This is a genomic window from Bifidobacterium thermophilum (assembly GCF_037482445.1).
GTDB lineage: Bacteria > Actinomycetota > Actinomycetes > Actinomycetales > Bifidobacteriaceae > Bifidobacterium > Bifidobacterium thermophilum_B.
The window spans coordinates 1-17,560 of record NZ_JBBHLY010000001.1; the positions used below are offsets into that span (position 1 = coordinate 1).

Sequence of the window (17,560 nt, forward strand, 5' to 3'; positions counted from 1 at the left end):
ACCGGCGTGTCGAAAACACGGGTGCCGATGAAACCTCTCAGTCTCATCGGTACCCGGATACCGTCCGTTGCGGCGACGCAACGCACACACGACGCAATGGCGTCCCTACGCAACATGATCCGGCGGTGCACCTCCCATCGGCGGGATCACGCCGGCGACGATGCTGCGTCACCGCATCGCGTATGGCGAATCAATACAGTTCGATGAAGATCTTCAGCACGCGGTCGTAATCCAGCGGCACGAAATTGTTGCGCATGAGCCGCTCCTGCGTGGTCATCACACGTTCGGCGAACTCTGGCAGATCCTCGCGGGTCACGCCGTACTCGTGCAGCGCCTTCTTCGGTAGGAGCTTGTTGATCAGCTCCTCGAGGCGGTCATAGACCACGCTGGTATCGCATCCGAGGATCTTCGCGAGGAAGGCGTTGAGCGTGGCGATCTCTCCGTCGGATTTGATTTCCATGTAGTTGCGCAACACGCCCGTGAACATGGCGTAGTTCGATTCGCCGTGCGGCACATGGTATTTGCCGCCCAGCTGATAGCTCAACGCGTGCACGGCCGCGCATCCGGCGGTGTCAAAGGCGATGCCGGCGAAATCGGAGGCGATGAGGAAGTCGTCCATCAGCTCGTTGCGTTTCGCCCGTCGTTCTGCAGACCCCGCCTCACCGGCCTCGGTCACTTGCTGGTATCCGCCGACGATCATTTCGATTGCCTTGTAGCTGAACATCTTCGTGTATGGTGTGGCGTTCGGTGACAGCGCGGATTCGACCGAATGCACGAGCGCATCCATGGAGCTCGTGGCGAAGACGCGATTGGGCAGGCCGGTGAGCAGTTCGGGTATCAGCACGGCGTCATCGGCGAACATCTCCGGCCCGGCGATACCCGCCTTGCAGCCCAGACGCGTGCGGTTCACCGCGGCGATCTCGGTGACCTCGCTGCCTGTACCGCAGGTGGTCGGCACGAGCACCAGACGCACCTTGCGATGATGGTCGGCCAGATGGTCGATGACATCATCGATGCCGTCACCGCCGGCTACGGCCACGATTTTCGACATGTCCATGACGGCGCCGCCGCCGACGGCGATGATGCGGGAATACTTGTATGTGGAGGCGTCGGCGATGAGCGCGTCGACCATCTCGTCGGTCGGCTCCTGGCTGCCGTACTTGTCTACGGTGATCACGTGGGCGCCGTTGGTGATGCCGGCGAAGAACGACTCGTGCATCACATCCATGGTGACCAGCAGGTCGTCAGGCCCAAGATCGAATTCCTTCGCAAATTCCGCGACCGTGGGGAACTTGTGGATCACGGGGCCAACGGTGAGCTGCTTCATACCAACCTTCTTTCAACGGCCCGCACACACACTGCGGCGTGCGGGAACGATACGCGCATTATCGGGCCGGACATTTCACCGGATGTGTCCGGTGTGTTTCCTGCATGTGACAGCGGTCCGGAATCGTTCAAACCCGTGGAGAACATACCAGTGCGGCGTTGGCCATGATGCGGACACATCACGCGCCTGCCCTCAAGGACCGCGGCATGCGGTATGGTTGGTTCACGCGCATGCGGGGCGAACCGATGGACCCGCAATCGATACGGAGGATGTCATGGCACTGACCAAGAAACAAACCAAGCAGCTGAGGGCGATGGCCAATCAGCTCAACCCGTTGCTGTGGATCGGCAAGAACGATGTGACCGATGCGGCCGTCAAGCAGGCCGATGAGACAATCGACAAGCATGAGCTCATCAAATGCGCGGTCCAGGACGGCTCAGGCCTGACTGCCCGCGAAGCGGCCGACCAGCTCGCCCAGCGGCTTGGGGCGGATGTCGTACAGGTGATCGGCAACCGGTTCGTGCTATATCGCGAATCTCGCCGGGATGACGTGAAGAAAATCATACTGGTGCGTGAGTAGGCGTTCCTGATCGTCGTCCATCAATCAGTCTGGGCCGTTGCATCCGATGATGTGTGCGACGCCCCGGACCCGGATTGCGGCGAAGCGTGCTGATCCGGCGATGTCGCCGGCTTGGATTGCGTAGCGTGCCCAGGTTCCGACGATGCTGGTTGGACACCGGTTCCTGTAGCTCCGGAGGTTCCGGTTCCATGCAGAATCGGCTTGATTCGCGTCAGATTCTCCTTCACCTGACGCTCATACCCACGGTCGTTGGGGCGATAATACTCGCGTCCGACCAATTCGTCAGGCATGTACTGCTGTGGTGCCACCGCACCCGGATAATCATGGGCGTACTTGTACCCTTCGTGGTTGCCCCAGCTTTTCATCAGCTTGGTCGGGGCGTTGCGCAAATATAGCGGAACCTGGCCGATATGCCCGGCATCGATGTCGGCGAGCGCCTCATTGATCGCATTGTAGCTGGCGTTGGATTTCGGGGCGGTGGCCACGGCGATGGTCGCCTCGGCGAGGATGATCCGCGCTTCCGGCATGCCGATCATGGCGACCGCTTGGGCGGCGGCGACCGTGACCTGGAGGATCTGCGGGGCGGCCATACCGACTTCCTCGGCCGCTGCGATCATGATGCGCCGGGCGATGAATCTCGGGTCCTCTCCCGCCCTGAGCATCTGGGCGAGATAGTGGATGGCGGCGTCCGGGTCGGAGCCGCGCATGGATTTGATGAACGCCGAGATGACATCGTAATGGTCGTCGCCATGCTTGTCGTATCGTACGGTCGCCACATCCATGACACTGCCGACGATGTCCGGGGTGATTACCGGGGGCTTGCCGGTATCGTTCGCGCGCTTGCCGCCGCTGACCGCCCCCGCGGCCGCTTCGAGGATGGTCAGGGTTTTGCGCCCGTCTCCCCCGCCCATGCGGATGATCTCGTCGCGGGCGTCATCGTCGATGGCGACGGTGCCTTCCAGTCCGCGTGGACTGGCGATGGCACGGTCGATGAGCGTACCGAGGTCGGTGTCGTCGAGCGATTCGAGTTTGACGACGACAGAACGGCTGAGCAACGGTTTGATGACCGAGAAGCTCGGGTTTTCCGTAGTGGCCCCGATGAAGGTCACGTCACGGTTCTCGACGCTGGGCAGGAGGGCGTCCTGCTGGGATTTCGAGAAACGATGGACCTCGTCGATGAACAGGACGGTCTCCTTGTGCGAGGTGACCAGCCGTTCATGGGCGCGTTCGAGGACCGCCCGGACATCCTTGACCCCCGAGGTCACGGCGGAGAGCTCCTCGAAGGCACGCCCGGATTGTTTGGCGACAATGTAGGCGAGCGTGGTTTTGCCCACTCCCGGGGGGCCGAACAGGATGATCGAACTCGGAGCGGTCAATGAGCCTTGCGACTGCGGGTCGGCAAGCCGGCGCAGCGGCGAACCGTCCCCCAGCACATGCTGTTGGCCGACTACTTCATCGAGGGTTTCGGGACGCATACGCACGGCAAGCGGACGCAACACGTCGTCAGGCGCGTCGGCGGCGGCGAACAGATCATCGGTCATGCTTCCACCCTACTCCAATTCGAACAATCGTTCGACTCCGGCGATGCGCGGTCAGTCCTCGATCTGGCCGTCGGAGCCGATCGGGCCGACGTGATAGTCGACAAACACGGTTTCACCGGTTTCCTGCGTGGCATCGAGATCGACCGTGCCGCCGATCGCCCAGTCATGGTCACCGTCGGAATCGTCGATGATCTGCCTGACCTGCCATGTATGTTCCTTGTGCTCGTTCGTGTCGTCGACGATGAACAGTTCGGGCGAGCGGGCGGCTGCGTCGATACCGACATAGTCGTGCTCGTCATAGTAGTCTTCGAGCGCGTCCTCCCATTCGTGCACGCCGTAGCCCCAATCATGGTCGAGGTCTCCCAGTGCCTCGGGACGGTCGAGATCCATGAGCTGAATGCGGCGGAACATCGCGTTGCGGATGAGCACGGTGAGCCCGCGACGGTCGGCGACCACGGCGTCACGGCTGGTGGGCGCCGCCGCGTCAAGCGCGGATTCATCGTTCTGGCCGGCATGCTCCCACTCGTCCACGAGGCTGGAATCAACGGAGCGGACGACAAGCCGCAGCCAGGAGATGACGTCGCGCAGCTGGTCGTCAAGCATGTCCTGCGGAACCGTGCGTGCGAGCGAACGGTAGGCGTCCGACAGGTAACGCAACAGGGTGCCCTCGCAGCGGGCGATATTGTACCGGGCGATGTACCCGTTGAAATCGGAGGCGGTTTCGACCATGTCACGCAGCACGGATTTGGGGCTGAGCATGTAGTCGCCCGCCCACGGCACCGACTGGCGGTACGTGTCGAAGGCCTGATTCAGCAGATCCTCAAGCGGCTTGGGATACGTGATCTCCTGGAGGCGTTCCATGCGTTCGTCATAGTCGATGTCGTCGGCTTTCATCTCCTGCATCGCCTTGTCGCGGGCTTGCCGTTGCTGGGCTTTGAGCACCGGCATCGGGTCGTCGAGCGTCGCCTCGACCATCGAGATGACGTCGAGCGCATACGTGGGCGAATCCGGGTCGAGCAGGTCGAGCGCGGCGACAAGGAACGGGGACAACGGCTGGTCGAGCGCGAAATCATCAGGCATGTCGACGTCAAGCACGTAATCCGTGGTGTCGTCGTCACGCGGAACGGCCTCGATGAAATGCTCGTCGAGCATGGTGCGGAAGATGTCGTCCGCCAGCTGGTGCAGATGCGCTTTCTGCTCGTCGGTCTGCGCTGAGTCGTCGATGAGCTTGTCGACGCGGGCACGGGCGTCGCCGCCTTGGGCGACCTCGTTGAGCACCATCGAATGCGTGATTTTCAAATGCGGGACCAGAGTCTCGGGGGCCGCCTCGATGAGCTTGTCGAAGGTGTGCTCATTCCAGGTGACGAACCCCTCCGGCGGCTTCTTGCGCTTGACTTTCTTGAGTTTCTTCGGGTCATTGCCGGCTTTGGCCAGCTGGTGCGCGTTCTCGATCTCGTATTCCGGAGCCTCGGCGACTACCAGCCCTTCCGTGTCGAAGCCCATGCGGCCGGCGCGGCCGGCAATCTGGTGGAATTCGCGGGCGCGAAGACGGCGGGTCTTGACACCGTCGAATTTCGTCAACGCGGTGAGTACCACGGAGTGGATCGGCACGTTGATGCCGACGCCCAAGGTATCGGTACCGCAGATCACCGGAAGCAGGCCCTGCTGGGCGAGCTGCTCGACCAGCCGGCGGTAGCGCGGGAGCATGCCGGCATGATGCACGCCGACACCGGTGCGCAGCAGACGTTGCAAAATCTTGCCGAACGCCGTGGTGAACTTCGTGCCCTTCATCGCCTCGGCGATGGCCTGACGCTGCTCCTTGGTGGAGACATTGCTGTTGGCGAGCGCCTGCGCGGTGGTCAATGCGGCATCCTGCGAGAAGTGGACGATGTAGATCGGGGTGTCGCCCTTGCCGACCAGCAGCTCGATGGTCGCTGGCAGCGGCTTGTCGGTGTATTCGTAGGTGAGCGGCACCGGGCGCGGGGCGTCGGCGATGATGTCGACATCCGTGTCGGTGGCGTCTTCGAGCCGGTCGGCGATCGCATCGACGTTGCCGAGCGTCGCGCTCATGAGCAGGAACTGCGTGTTCGGCAGCGTAATCAGTGGGACCTGCCAAGCCCAGCCGCGCTCACTATCGCCGTAATAGTGGAATTCGTCCATCGCCACGCAGCCGATATCCGCCTGGTCGCCTTCCCTGAGCGCCTGGTTCGCGAGGATTTCCGCCGTGCAGCAGATGATGGGCGCGTCGGCGTTGATATGCGTGTCACCGGTGATCATGCCGACGTTGTCCCTGCCGAACACCTCGACCAGGTCGAAGAACTTCTCGGAGACGAGCGCCTTGATCGGCGCGGTGTAGTAGGAGCGGCGGCCGGTGCACAACGCGGCGAAATGCATACCGAGCGCCACCAGCGACTTGCCGGAGCCGGTCGGGGTGTTGAGGATCACGTGGTCGCCCGAAAGCAGGTCCATGATGGCCTCTTCCTGGTGGGGCCACGGGGTGATGCCCTTGGTGTCCTCCACCCAACCGAAGAAGCGATCGAAAATCGCGTCGGCGTCAAGGTTGCGTTGCTCGCCGTCGTGCGGGGCCAACACCCCGAGTGACCCGTACCCGTTCGTTCCGTCGGCATCCAGCCGTTGCTCGTCCTGCGTCATACCCCTGAGTCTAACGCGTGGCGTGCCTTGCGGGCGATGGGGACAGCGGAAGCTCGGCGTGCAGGCGCCATATGCCCCCAGTATCTTGGAGTCACGCGACGGAATCATCGCACGGTAAGCGGATAGGAGCCGGTTCTACGACGGGGACGTCGGTACTCGTCAGCCGTGTTACCGGGTAGTCGCACGCCAGTGAGATATCGCAGGCGCTGACGGATGGATGGAATGGCATCTGGCTGCTGTGCGGCAGGTGAGTCGCAGAGCAGGCCAGTTAAGACGGATGCGGAGGTAGGGCAGCCGGTACTGAGCTGTTGTGAGACCGGGCAGGTGCACAGCACCAAGGATCCGGGAATCTCAGCAGCCGAACTGAAGGCATCGGGCCACTGTGCGACAGACAATCGCACGAAGGCCAGATACCAACGGACTGAGCAGCCGAGACGCAGGCACCGAGCCTGGGTGCGACCAAGGAGTCGCGCAACGGCGAGACAGCAGGAGAATCAGCGGGACAGGCGGCGATATCAAAGCACAGTGCGACCGGGAAATCGCACGACAGCAAGATAGCACGGGCATCGGCGAGGCAGGCAACGGCATCAGAGCGCAATGTGACAGGAAAATCGCACAACGGCAAGATAGCCGGGACTTACCGGACAGAACAGAAGACACCTGACCATCATGCAATCGGAAAGTCACACGGCGGCAGGATAGCGTGGGAATCGGCAGGGCAGGCGGCGGTACCGGGCAGCAGTGCGACCGGGGAGTCGCACGGCGGCGGAGTTATCCAAGCACCAAACACCACACGCCGAGCCGCTCCCCCAGCCGCTACTCCTCATCGAGGCGACGGCGCATCGCGTCCGCGTCGCAGTTCAGCGGCGGCCAGCTCAGGCCCATATCGCGCAGGGATGTGCGCAGCAGCTCGCTGACGACCGCCCTGGAATACCAGCGGTTGTCCGCGGGGACCAGGTACCACGGCGCCTCCGGGGTGCTGGTTTTCTCGAACACCTCCTGCCATGCTGCCATGTAGTCATCCCACCGGGCTCGGGCGTCCAAATCGCTCACGTCGAACTTCCAGTGCTTGGTCGGGTCGCTCAGGCGCGTGAGGAAGTGCTCTTTCTGCTTGTCCTTGGTGATCACGAGGAAGATCTTGATGACCGTGCAGCCGCTGTCCACAAGCTCGTGCTCGAACTCGTTGACCTGGTCGTACCGGGCGCGCCACACATCCTCAGGGAACGTGCCATAGATATGCGGCATGACGATGTCCTCGTAATGGGACCGGTCGAACAGCGAAATCCAGCCGGGTTTCGGCAGTTCACGGCGGACCCGCCACAGGTAGTCGTGCGCCTGCTCCTCCTTGGTAGGGGCGCCGAAGCCGTGGTAATGGATGCCCATCGGGTCGGTCTGGCTGAACACATGCCGTACGATGCCGCCCTTGCCGGACGCATCCATGCCTTGCAGCACGATGAGCATACGCCTCGGGGACCCTTTCGTCCCGTTCGCGTACAGCAATTGCTGGTATCTCGCGATTTCGCCGGAGCTGATGGCGATGAAACGCTCACCTTGCGCCTTGTTGCCGGGAAAGCCGGGGGTGGAACCGCCATCGACATCCGTCAACCGGTCTCCCGGATGGAATTGCAGAAGCTCAGCGGGCGGCTCGTCCCACACCGAACTGAGCAGCTTGGACGACGCGTCGGCACGTTCGAGACGGCGTTCGATATCGTCATCCGGGCCCTTGTCGAGGTTCTCGATATGATGCTCGGCTTTGCGCAGCGCCTTGCCGACCTGCTTGGCACCGTCCTTGTCCCTGGCTTTATCTTTATCCTTGTCGTGGCCCTTATGCTCGTGGTTGCGCTGCTTGCCGTCTTCGGCAGTATGTGGTGCCGTGTCTGTCATCGTATGCCTCCTGATACGTGCGGAAGCAGGCCTACCGACGAATTGCCGCGCCTACCCGCGAGGCCTGCCGAGCCCTTCGATGACACGCACACCCGGCAGGTATGCGAACAGTGCGCCGTTGACGACCAGTTTCGAAGGACGTATGCCGCTTCCGATGAACAGTGTAGGCGTTTCCAGGATGCGCGCGTCGACCAACACGGGCCATTGAGGAGGCAAACCGATCGGCGACATGCCTCCGGACTCCATACCGGTGGCGGCTGTGGCGTCGGCCACGGGGGCGAACGAGACCTTGCTGACCTGCAACGTGTGCTTGACCAGGCCGTTGAGATCCGCCCGCGTGTCGCCGTTGACCAGTGCCGCGGCGAATTGCGGCGGGGCCTTGCGCGTCTTATGCGTATGCACGATGACGACATTGCCGGCTTGCGCAAGATCGAGCCCGTGCCGCGGGCAGAAGATATCCGTATCCGATTCCTCGTCGAGGTTCTCGGTGACACCGAGTATCTGGGCCGGATCGATGATGCCTTCCGAAGTGAATCGCGTCAGGGCGTCCAATACGGGCTGGGCGAGCAGCTTGCTGCCGTGCCAGTCGTGAAGTTCCAGATCGCCGGTCGTCGCCTTGAAATCCGCCATGGGATCCTCGCTTTCATGTCCGTACCTGTTGTTGCCTACGCTCTATTCGTGGGCGATTGTGGTTGCGAGCATAACGCGGGGATGTGTGGGGAAACGCCTGCCGGGGCCTTCAGCGTATACGCGTTGGTTATGGCCGGTGTTCATGGCCACAGACACCGCCGATATGCGACGGAGTCAGGCACGGGCAAGGACGGCGTCTACAGTGGCATCCACTCCCCTACGGACACCGCCGCTCAACGGCACCGGCCCGGCCGGCGGGATATCGAATCCGCCGACCGGGCCGGTGCCGGTATGTTCGGGCATACTGATGCCAGATGTCGGTCAGTCTGCGCGTCTGGCGTCGTCGCGACCTTCACCACCCTGCCCCGCATCACTGTCCCGCTTCTTGTGGGTACCGGGTATGCCGGGCAAGGCAACCTCGAGATGATGGCGCTGCTGGGCCACATCCGGGTGTTTCTCGTCGTAACCCTGCATGTACCGGGTCTTCTGCCATTCATGGATGGACGCGTTCGAACCACGGTGGTGCTCATGATAGGTGCGTGGCGCACCGCCGCGCGGCAATTCGCCCGATTCCTTGGCCACCGCGATCTGGTTGACATTGGACGGGTCCATGATGGCAATCGGCGCGACCACTTCCGGTTCGGCCGGTGCCGCCGTATGGCGCTGCATGCGCGAGGGCAGCCATTCAGCGAGCCGGGACAGCAGCCAGCACAGCACGAAGTAGATGACCGCGGCGACCACGAGCGTTTGCAGGATGTTGAAGTACATCGAGCCGAGGCGACGGGACTCCTGCAGCAGATCCGTATACATGATGATCGAGCCGAGCGCGGTGTCCTTCAACACGACCACCAGCTGGGTGACCGCCGCGGGGAGCATCGCGTAAATCGCCTGCGGGACCTCGACCTGCATGAGGGACTGCGTGCGGGTCAGGCCGAGGGCGAGCGCCGCCTCATGCTGCCCGTTCGGCAGGTTGCCGACGCCGGAGCGCACGAGTTCGGCGACCACGGAACCGTTGTAGAGCACCAGACCGAGGACCACCGACCAGTAGGCGGGGTCTTCCATGCCCATGAAGGCGAACAGGCGCCAGAAGAAGATCATCATCATGAGCACAGGCACGGCACGGCAGAATTCCACGATCACCGCGGAGACCCAGCGCACCGGGGCCGCCGGCAACAGGCGCCCGATGCCGAAGACGATGCCGAAGAGCACGGCGCCGATCACCGCGACGAACGCGGCCTTGACGGTCATCCACAGGCCGGGCAGATAGAAGTCGGTCCACGCCTCGGCGTCCAGCGCAGGTTTCCACAGTTCCCATGCGAGCTGGTTCTCGCCTTGTGGCGGGTTGTGCAGGCGCATGAGGATGAGCACGAGCACGACGGCGAAGACGACGACCGCCACCGCGTTGGCGATGCGGATGCGTTTGCGGCCGCGCGGGCCGGGCGCGTCGAACAGGACCGACGTGTCGGTGTCGTTGTTGCTTGTTGCGTTCGCCATACCGGTCACCTCCGTACCGCGAGCTTGTTGGACAGATATGTGGTCAGCGCCCCGAACGGGATGATGAGGATCACGTAGCCGAAGGCGAAGGTCAGGAAGATCGGCACGATCACATCCGCGTGGTATTCGATCATCTCGCTCATCATGGTCGAGGTTTCCGTCGCCACCGATGCCGCCGCGGCGACGGTGGAGTTCTTGAGCAGCGCGATGAACGTGTTGCCCAACGGCGCGACCGAGCCGCGGATGGCCTGCGGCAGGATGACCTGTGTGGCCGCCTGCCAGAAATTCAGTCCCAGGGCGCGTGCGGCTTCGGCCTGGCCGATCGGCACGGTGTTGATGCCCGAGCGCAGGGACTCGCATACGAACGCCGCCGTATACAGGGACAGGCCGGTGATGGCCAGCCAGAAGAAGTTCGTGGCGAAGGTGTTCGAGAAGCTGAGTTTGAGCTGCGCGTACACGCCAAGCACCATGAACACCATGATGATGGTCAGCGGCATGTTCTTGAACAGCTCGACGTACCCGCTGGCCACCCGGCGCAACGAGGAGATCGGCGAGATCCGCATGAGCAGCAGGATGACGCCGAGTATCGTGGAGAACAGCGCCGACCACAGGGTCAGCTCGATATTCACCAGGAAGGCGCCAGGAATGTCATACTGGCTGAATAGCTGGGCAAACGCGTTCATTGCTTCTCCCCTTCCGTCGGTGTCGGCGGGTTGTATTTGGCGTTCGGCGTGTAGGCGACACCCTGGGTGTTGTCGTCGATCGCACGCTTCCAGGAGCCGTCCTGGATCATCTGGGTGATGGCATTGTTGATTTGCGCGGCGAGTTTGGTGTTGCCTTTCTTGATGCCGACGCCGTAGCGTTCGACAGTGAACGGCTTGCCTACCACCCGCAGCCTTCCGCGGGACGCCGAGGCGAGACCGGCGAGGATGATGTCGTCCGTGGTGACCGCGTCGACGATACCGGACAGCAGCGCGGTCGCACATTCCGCGTATCCGGGCTGTTCCATGAGCTGCACCTTGCTGGCGAACCGCTCCTTGACTGTGACGGCGGACGTCGAGCCGGTCACCGAGCACAGGCGCTTGCCGTTGAGGTCCTGCGGGCCGTTGATGCCCTTCTCGTCCTTGCGTACCAGCAGGTCCTGCCCGGCGACGAAATACGGGCCGGCGAAGGAGACCACGCGCTTGCGGTCATCGGTGATGGAATAGGAAGCGAGAATCATGTCGACGTCGCCGTTCTGCAGCATCGCCTCACGCTGTTTGGACGGGGCCTCCTTCCAGATGATCTCGTCCTCGGAATACCCCAGGCTTTTGGCGATGTACTTGGCCACATCCACATCGAAACCGACATACGTGCCGGACTTCTTGAAGCCCAGGCCGGGCTGGTCGAATTTGATGCCGATGCGGATCTTGCCCGCCTCGTCATCCGCCCCGCAGGCGGCGACGGACAGCACGCAAGCGACCGCGCATACGGCCGCCACGACCGTGCGTATCATACGCCCGGTCATACTGCTCAATCTCTTGTTCATAATGCCTTTCCTTGGCGCCACCGGTGTCTGCGCCCTCATCCCCGCAGGGCGGCCCCACACCGATGGATTGCAATGCTCAGTGGGTGAGGATCTTCGACAGGAAGTCCTTGGCACGGTCGGTCTTGGGGTGTTCGAAGAACTCGTCGGGCGCGCCGGATTCGAGGATCTTGCCGTCCGCCATGAACACGACCCGGTCGGCCACGTTGCGGGCGAACCCCATTTCGTGGGTCACGCAGATCATGGTCATGCCCTCGTGGGCGAGTTCGGTCATCACGTCCAGAACCTCGTTGACCATTTCCGGGTCGAGCGCGGAGGTCGGCTCATCGAACAGCATGACCTTCGGCTTCATCGCGAGAGCGCGGGCGATGGCCACGCGCTGCTGCTGGCCACCGGACAGCTGGGCCGGCATCTTGCTTGCCTGGGAGTCGACGCCGACGCGTGCGAGCAGGTCCATGGCGAGGTTCTCGGCCTCGTCCTTGGGCATGTGACGCACCTTGATCGGAGCGAGCGTGACATTGTCGAGGATCGTCTTGTTGGCGAACAGGTTGAAGGACTGGAAGACCATGCCGACTTCGGCGCGCAGGGCGGCCAGCTCCTTGCCTTCCTGCGGCAGCGGCTTGCCGTCGATGCGGATGTCGCCCGAATCGATGGTCTCGAGGCGGTTGATGGTGCGGCACATCGTGGATTTGCCGGAGCCGGACGGCCCGACCACGACCAGCACCTCGCCTTTGTTGACGGTGAGGTTGATGTCCTTGAGCACGTGCAGGTGGCCGAAGTGCTTCTCGACGTGGGTCAGTTCGACCAGCGGATGCGCATCCTGCCCCTGTATGGTAGTGGTATTCGCGGTGTGTTGTTCTTGGATTTCAGACATGCATGCCAGTCTAACCGGTTCGAGCCGACAATTCAGGATGCATTCCGCCTATTCGCCTCGATGGCCGCCGGCAGCGGCATGCGGGCCGGAACGCAGGATGCCCTGTTCCGCACCGTTGCGCGGGACAGGGCATCATGTTTCCTGGAGGTTAATTTTTTGTGTTCGCGGCATCAACCCCCAGACGTCCTGGCGAACGCGGACTCAGTCCTCGTCCTCCTCGGGGTCGTAGTCGACACCGGTTTCGGCGCGCTGCTCGTCCGAAATCGGGGCAGGGGCACCGGTCAGCGGGTCGCGGCCGCCGCCAGCCTTCGGGAAGGCGATGACATCGCGGATGGAATCGGCACCGGCGAGCAGAGACACCGTACGATCCCAGCCGAGCGCGATACCCGCGTGCGGCGGGGCGCCGTACTTGAAGGCCTCGAGCAGGAAGCCGAACTTCTCCTCGGCCTCTTCTTTGCCAATGCCCAGCACGTTGAGCACACGGTCCTGGATATCCACGCGGTGGATACGCACGGAGCCGCCGCCCATTTCCTCGCCGTTGCACACGATGTCATACGAATCGCTCATCGCATGTTCCGGATCCTTGTCGAACTTGTCAATCCAGTCGGCGCTCGGCATGGTGAACGGGTGATGCATCGAAGTCCACTTGGAGTGGCCGACTGCCACATCATCGTCATCCGGATCATCGGTCGGCTTGAACAGCGGGAAGTCGACAACCCACGTAAACGCGAACTCGTCCGGATGCAGCAGACCAGCACGACGGGCAAGTTCGACACGAGCCGCACCCAGCAGCAGCTGGGAGGATTCACGGGCGCCAGCGGCGAAGAACACCGCGTCGCCGTCCTCGGCGCCCACAGCCTCCTTGAGGCCATTGCGCTCCTGCTCGGACAGGTTCTTGGCAACCGGTCCCTTCAGCTCGCCGTCCTCGGTGAACTGCACGTAGGCGAGACCCTTCGCGCCACGCTGGCGCGCCCACTCCTGCCATGCGTCGAACTGACGGCGAGGAGTCGAGGCACCGCCCTTGAACAGCACCGCGCCGACATACGGAGCCTGGAACACGCGGAACGGCGTGTCCTTGAAGTAGTCAGTCAGCTCGATGAGCTGATTGCCGAACCGCAGATCAGGCTTGTCGGAGCCGTACTTGTCCATCGCATCCTTCCAGGAGATGCGAGGCAGCGGAAGCTTGATGTCATAGCCGCGGGTCTTCCAGATCGCCTGGATGACCTTCTCGGCCATCGCGATGACGTCCTCCTGGTCGACATAGCTCATTTCCATATCGAGCTGGGTGAACTCCGGCTGGCGGTCCGCACGGAAGTCCTCGTCGCGGTAGCAGCGCGCCAGCTGGTAGTAGCGCTCAACACCGCCGACCATGAGCAGCTGCTTGAGCAGCTGCGGGCTTTGCGGCAGCGCGTACCAGGAGCCCGGCACCAAGCGGGCAGGCACGAGGAAGTCGCGGGCGCCTTCAGGAGTGGACTTGATGAAGGTCGGGGTCTCCACCTCGGTGAAGTCCATGTCCTCGAGCGCGTGGCGCGCGGCCTTCGTCATATCGGAACGCAGTTTCAAGTTGCGTTGCATCTGCGGGCGGCGCAAATCAAGATAACGGTACTTTAGGCGCACGTCCTCACCCGGAAGCTTGTTCTCGGACTCGTTCTCGAGCGCAGTGGACACCTGGAACGGCAGGGCGTCGGCCTTGGCGAGCACCTTGAGATCCTCGACGACGACCTCGATCTTGCCGGTGGCCAGATGCGTGTTCTCATTGCCGTCCGGGCGCAGGCGGACCTCGCCGGTGACCTGGATGACGAATTCGCTGCGCAGCGGGCGCGCGATTTCCTCGTCATAGATGACAATCTGCACGAGACCGGTGTTGTCGCGCAAATCGATGAACGCCACACCGCCGTGGTCGCGACGACGATCGACCCAACCGGCGAGCGTGACCTTCTGCCCGACCAGCGCCTCGGTCACTTCCGTGGCATGATGTGTTCTGTAAGCCGTCTGGCTCATGCTTCCTCTATTCTTGTCAAGTCCTCAGAAATCGGCGGAAAACCGGGTTTTCCAAGCATTTCAGTGTGTTTACAGGTTGACAGTTTGCCGGGCATACACAGTATCCGGCTCCCACGACTTGGCATCGGCAGGGGCCTGGTCGCCGGTGATGATGTTCTTCACCTCGTCGCCCTTGGCCTCGCCATCCTCGCTCGCCGCAGCGGGGAACCACACGTACGGGATGCCCAGTTTGTCGGCGTACTTGATCTGCTTGCCGAGCTTCGCCGCGGTCGGGGCGACATCGGCCGCGATGCCACGGGCACGCAGCTGGTTGGCGATGGCATTGGCGGCGGGACGGTCCTCCTCGTTCCACACGGCGACCATGACCGCGGCCGGGGAGATACGCGAGGCATGCGCCCCTGCGGTGTGCAGCATGTAGGAGACCAGGCGGGACAGGCCGATGGACAGGCCGACACCCGGGTAGCGCTTGCTGCCCTGCGAGGCGAGGTTGTCGTAGCGGCCGCCCGAGCAGATGGAGCCGAGCGAATCGGCACCGTCAAGGAAGGTCTCATACACGGAACCGGTGTAATAATCCAGACCGCGGGCGATCTTGAGGTCCGCGATCACCGAGCCGGGGCGGATACGCGCCGCCTCGTCGACGATCATCGCAAGCGTATCCAGACCCTGGCGGGCCAGGGCGTATGCTTCGCTGTCCGTCGCGATGCCGTGCTTGGCGCACAGGGCATCGAACTTCCCGGCGAGCTCCTTGCCGTCCGCCGCCGTCAATTCGGCGAGTTCCAGGCAGGCACGGGCCTGCGATTCATCCGCCCCACAGCCCTCGACCAAGAGACGGGCCACTTCGTCGGCACCGATCTTGTCGAGCTTGTCGATCTCGCGCAGCACGCCCTCGATGTCGGTCAGGCCAAGCCCGCGGTAGAAGCCTTCGGACAGCTTGCGGTTGTTCGCGTGTACGGTCGCCTTCGGCAGGCCATACTCGCGCAGCTGCTCCAATGCGCTCACCATGACCAGCGGCAGCTCGACCTCGTAATGCTCAGGCAGGTCCCCGTTGCCGACCACGTCGATATCGGCCTGCACGAACTCACGGAACCGGCCCTCCTGCGGACGTTCGCCACGCCAGACCTTCTGGATCTGCCAACGCTTGAACGGGAACGCCAACGTGCCGGAATGCTCGACCACATAGCGGCTCAGCGGCACTGTCAGATCGAAATGCAAGCCAAGACGCTCCTCGATCGGCGTGTCGGATTCATGGCCGACTTCCTGAAGACGCGACAGCAGGTAGATCTCCTTGCTGGTCTCGCCCTTCTTCAGCAGACTCGCGCCGGTTTCAACGGCACGCGTCTCGATGCCGATGAAACCATTGAGCTCGAAAACCCTACGGAGCGTGTCGATGACACGCTGCTCCACAACACGTTCAGAGGGGAGCCACTCTGGAAATCCTGAAATTGATGCGCCTTTAGCCACGATTCCCTATAATAAGTGAAGTTGCGGAAAACATGCGACCGATGTCTCATGCCCCCGCGACCCCTCACCACATGAGCTTAAGGAGCTGGCCATGGCCGACGAAAACGTCACCGAACCCAAGAACACCACCGAACCCATCGCGCAGACGACGGAGCCTGACGCGAAACAGCAGACCGGCGCCACGCCCGCAGCGGTCCCCTCCCCCGCGAACATCATGCACCACGCGCCGTCGCCCGCCGCGTTCGCCAAGAAGAAGCCCGCGCACCACCAGGCCGTGCCGTCGGCACACGTGTCCTATTCCGATGCGGACGTCAAGCAGGCCGAGGCGTTCGGGCGTGTCGACGACAACGGCACCGTATACGTCAAGGAAGGCGAAGGGGAACGCGAAGTCGGCCAGTTCCCCGACGCGTCCAAGGAGGAGGCGCTCGCCCTGTACGCCCGCCGCTTCCTCGACCTCAAGGAGAAGCTGGACGTGTTCGCGAACCGTCTGAACTCCGGCACCATCAAGCCTCGCGAAATCGACGAATCCGTCAAGCTGCTCGGCGAAGAGACCAAGGAACCCGCCGTTGTCGGCGATGTCGCCGCGCTCAAGGCGCAGTTCGAGCAGCTCAAGGCGCAGGGCGCCGCCAAGAAGGAGGAACTGTCCAACCGCCGCAAGGAGGCGGTCGCCAAGGCGGTGCAGGAACGCACGGCGATCGTGGAGAAGGCGGAGGCGCTCGCCGCGGGGCTGGGCGACGACACGAACTGGCGTTCCACCGCCGACAAGTTCCGCGCCCTCTTCGACGAGTGGCAGTCGCACCAGCGCAATTCCGTGCGCATCGACCGGGCCGACGCGGACGCGCTGTGGAAGCGTTTCTCCGCCGCCCGCACGACCTTCAACCAGCAGCGCCGCAAGTGGGCGCAGGCCCGCGACAACGAGCGCGCGCAAGCCAAGGCCGAGAAGGAAGCCATCATCGCCGAGGCGAACGACATCAAGGATTCCACCGACTGGGGCGAAACCTCGCACAAGTTCAACGAGCTCATGGACCGCTGGAAGCGCGCCGGACGCGCCGGACGCAGCGATGACGACGCACTGTGGGCCAAGTTCCGTGAAGCCGCGGACACGTTCTTCAACGCCCGTCAAGCCGACCGGGACCAGGTCAGCTCCTCCGAGAAGGAGAACCTCGCCAAGAAGGAGGAGCTCCTGAAGAAGGCCGAGGCGCTGGTGCCGGTCGCCGACGAGAAGGCCGCGAAGCAGGCCCGGCAGAAGCTCGCGGAGATCCAAGGCGAATGGGACCAGATCGGCTATGTGCCCCGTGACGACATGCGCCGCATCGAGGACCGTCTCGACGCGGTCGACCGCCAGATCAAGGCCGTCGAGGACGCCGCGTGGAAGAAGAGCGATCCGGAGGCGGACGCCCGCAAGTCCAGCTTCGAAGAGCAGCTCAACGCCCAGCTCAAGGAGCTTGACGACAAGATCGCCGCCGAGTCCGACCCGAAGAAGAAGGCCGGGCTCGAGGCCGAGAAGGCCACCAAGGAGCAGTGGCTGAACGCCATCAAGTAGCTTTCGGCAGCCTGCAATATACGAATCGCCGGGATCGCGCACAACGCG

14 protein-coding genes are annotated in these 17,560 nt (G+C 63.0%); 2 read left to right on the top strand and 12 right to left on the bottom strand.

Translation table 11 applies throughout. The features are described 5' to 3' along the window. Window positions 1-190: 190 nt before the first annotated feature. The gene (locus WD012_RS00005; protein ID WP_339561784.1) at window positions 191-1,327 is read right to left on the bottom strand and encodes a 4-hydroxybutyrate dehydrogenase; all 1,137 of its coding nucleotides are present in this window, start codon (window positions 1,325-1,327) and stop codon (window positions 191-193) included. Window positions 1,328-1,601: 274 nt separating this feature from the next. Between WD012_RS00005 and WD012_RS00010 the strand changes: the two genes are divergently transcribed. Beyond that, window positions 1,602-1,907: a YhbY family RNA-binding protein gene (locus WD012_RS00010; RefSeq protein WP_339561785.1), complete on the top strand. Its 306-nt coding sequence runs from the start codon at window positions 1,602-1,604 to the stop codon at window positions 1,905-1,907. 20 nt (window positions 1,908-1,927) lie between these two features. On the opposite strand, the gene WD012_RS00015 is transcribed toward WD012_RS00010, so the two are convergent. The 11 genes from WD012_RS00015 to hisS form a co-directional block, all read right to left on the bottom strand. Continuing rightward, complete coding sequence (locus WD012_RS00015; RefSeq protein WP_339561786.1) at window positions 1,928-3,448, bottom strand: replication-associated recombination protein A; 1,521 nt, start codon at window positions 3,446-3,448, stop codon at window positions 1,928-1,930. Between the two features lie 51 nt (window positions 3,449-3,499). Further along, entirely contained in the window at window positions 3,500-6,100 is a 2,601-nt protein-coding gene (locus WD012_RS00020; RefSeq protein ID WP_339561787.1) for a DEAD/DEAH box helicase, read from the bottom strand. Window positions 6,101-6,916: 816 nt separating this feature from the next. Then, window positions 6,917-7,984, bottom strand: a complete 1,068-nt coding sequence (locus tag WD012_RS00025) for a PPK2 family polyphosphate kinase (protein ID WP_339561788.1) — start codon at window positions 7,982-7,984, stop codon at window positions 6,917-6,919. Window positions 7,985-8,035: 51 nt separating this feature from the next. After that, window positions 8,036-8,614, bottom strand: a complete 579-nt coding sequence (locus WD012_RS00030; protein ID WP_339561789.1) for a YbaK/EbsC family protein — start codon at window positions 8,612-8,614, stop codon at window positions 8,036-8,038. Between the two features lie 174 nt (window positions 8,615-8,788). Further along, entirely contained in the window at window positions 8,789-8,917 is a 129-nt protein-coding gene (locus tag WD012_RS00035) for a hypothetical protein (RefSeq protein ID WP_273303273.1), read from the bottom strand. Window positions 8,918-8,935: 18 nt separating this feature from the next. Then, a complete protein-coding gene (locus tag WD012_RS00040; RefSeq protein ID WP_339561790.1) occupies window positions 8,936-10,108 on the bottom strand; it encodes an amino acid ABC transporter permease in 1,173 nt (390 codons plus the stop codon). A 5-nt stretch (window positions 10,109-10,113) separates the two neighbouring features. After that, on the bottom strand, window positions 10,114-10,791 hold the full coding sequence (locus tag WD012_RS00045; protein ID WP_339561791.1) for an amino acid ABC transporter permease: 678 nt from the start codon (window positions 10,789-10,791) through the stop codon (window positions 10,114-10,116). Further along, complete coding sequence (locus WD012_RS00050) at window positions 10,788-11,603, bottom strand: glutamate ABC transporter substrate-binding protein (RefSeq protein ID WP_339562079.1); 816 nt, start codon at window positions 11,601-11,603, stop codon at window positions 10,788-10,790. Before WD012_RS00050 ends, WD012_RS00045 begins: the two co-directional genes overlap by 4 nt. Window positions 11,604-11,712: 109 nt before the next feature. After that, window positions 11,713-12,507: an amino acid ABC transporter ATP-binding protein gene (locus WD012_RS00055; protein ID WP_339561792.1), complete on the bottom strand. Its 795-nt coding sequence runs from the start codon at window positions 12,505-12,507 to the stop codon at window positions 11,713-11,715. A gap of 201 nt (window positions 12,508-12,708) precedes the next feature. Continuing rightward, window positions 12,709-14,508: an aspartate--tRNA ligase gene (gene aspS, locus WD012_RS00060; protein WP_015450645.1), complete on the bottom strand. Its 1,800-nt coding sequence runs from the start codon at window positions 14,506-14,508 to the stop codon at window positions 12,709-12,711. 69 nt (window positions 14,509-14,577) lie between these two features. Continuing rightward, window positions 14,578-15,969 (bottom strand): histidine--tRNA ligase, encoded by a 1,392-nt coding sequence (gene hisS / locus WD012_RS00065; protein WP_422614318.1) that lies wholly within the window; start codon window positions 15,967-15,969, stop codon window positions 14,578-14,580. A gap of 91 nt (window positions 15,970-16,060) precedes the next feature. Here hisS and WD012_RS00070 point away from each other — a divergent pair, with 91 nt between their 5' ends. Next, window positions 16,061-17,512, top strand: a complete 1,452-nt coding sequence (locus WD012_RS00070; protein ID WP_339561794.1) for a DUF349 domain-containing protein — start codon at window positions 16,061-16,063, stop codon at window positions 17,510-17,512. Window positions 17,513-17,560 lie beyond the last annotated feature (48 nt).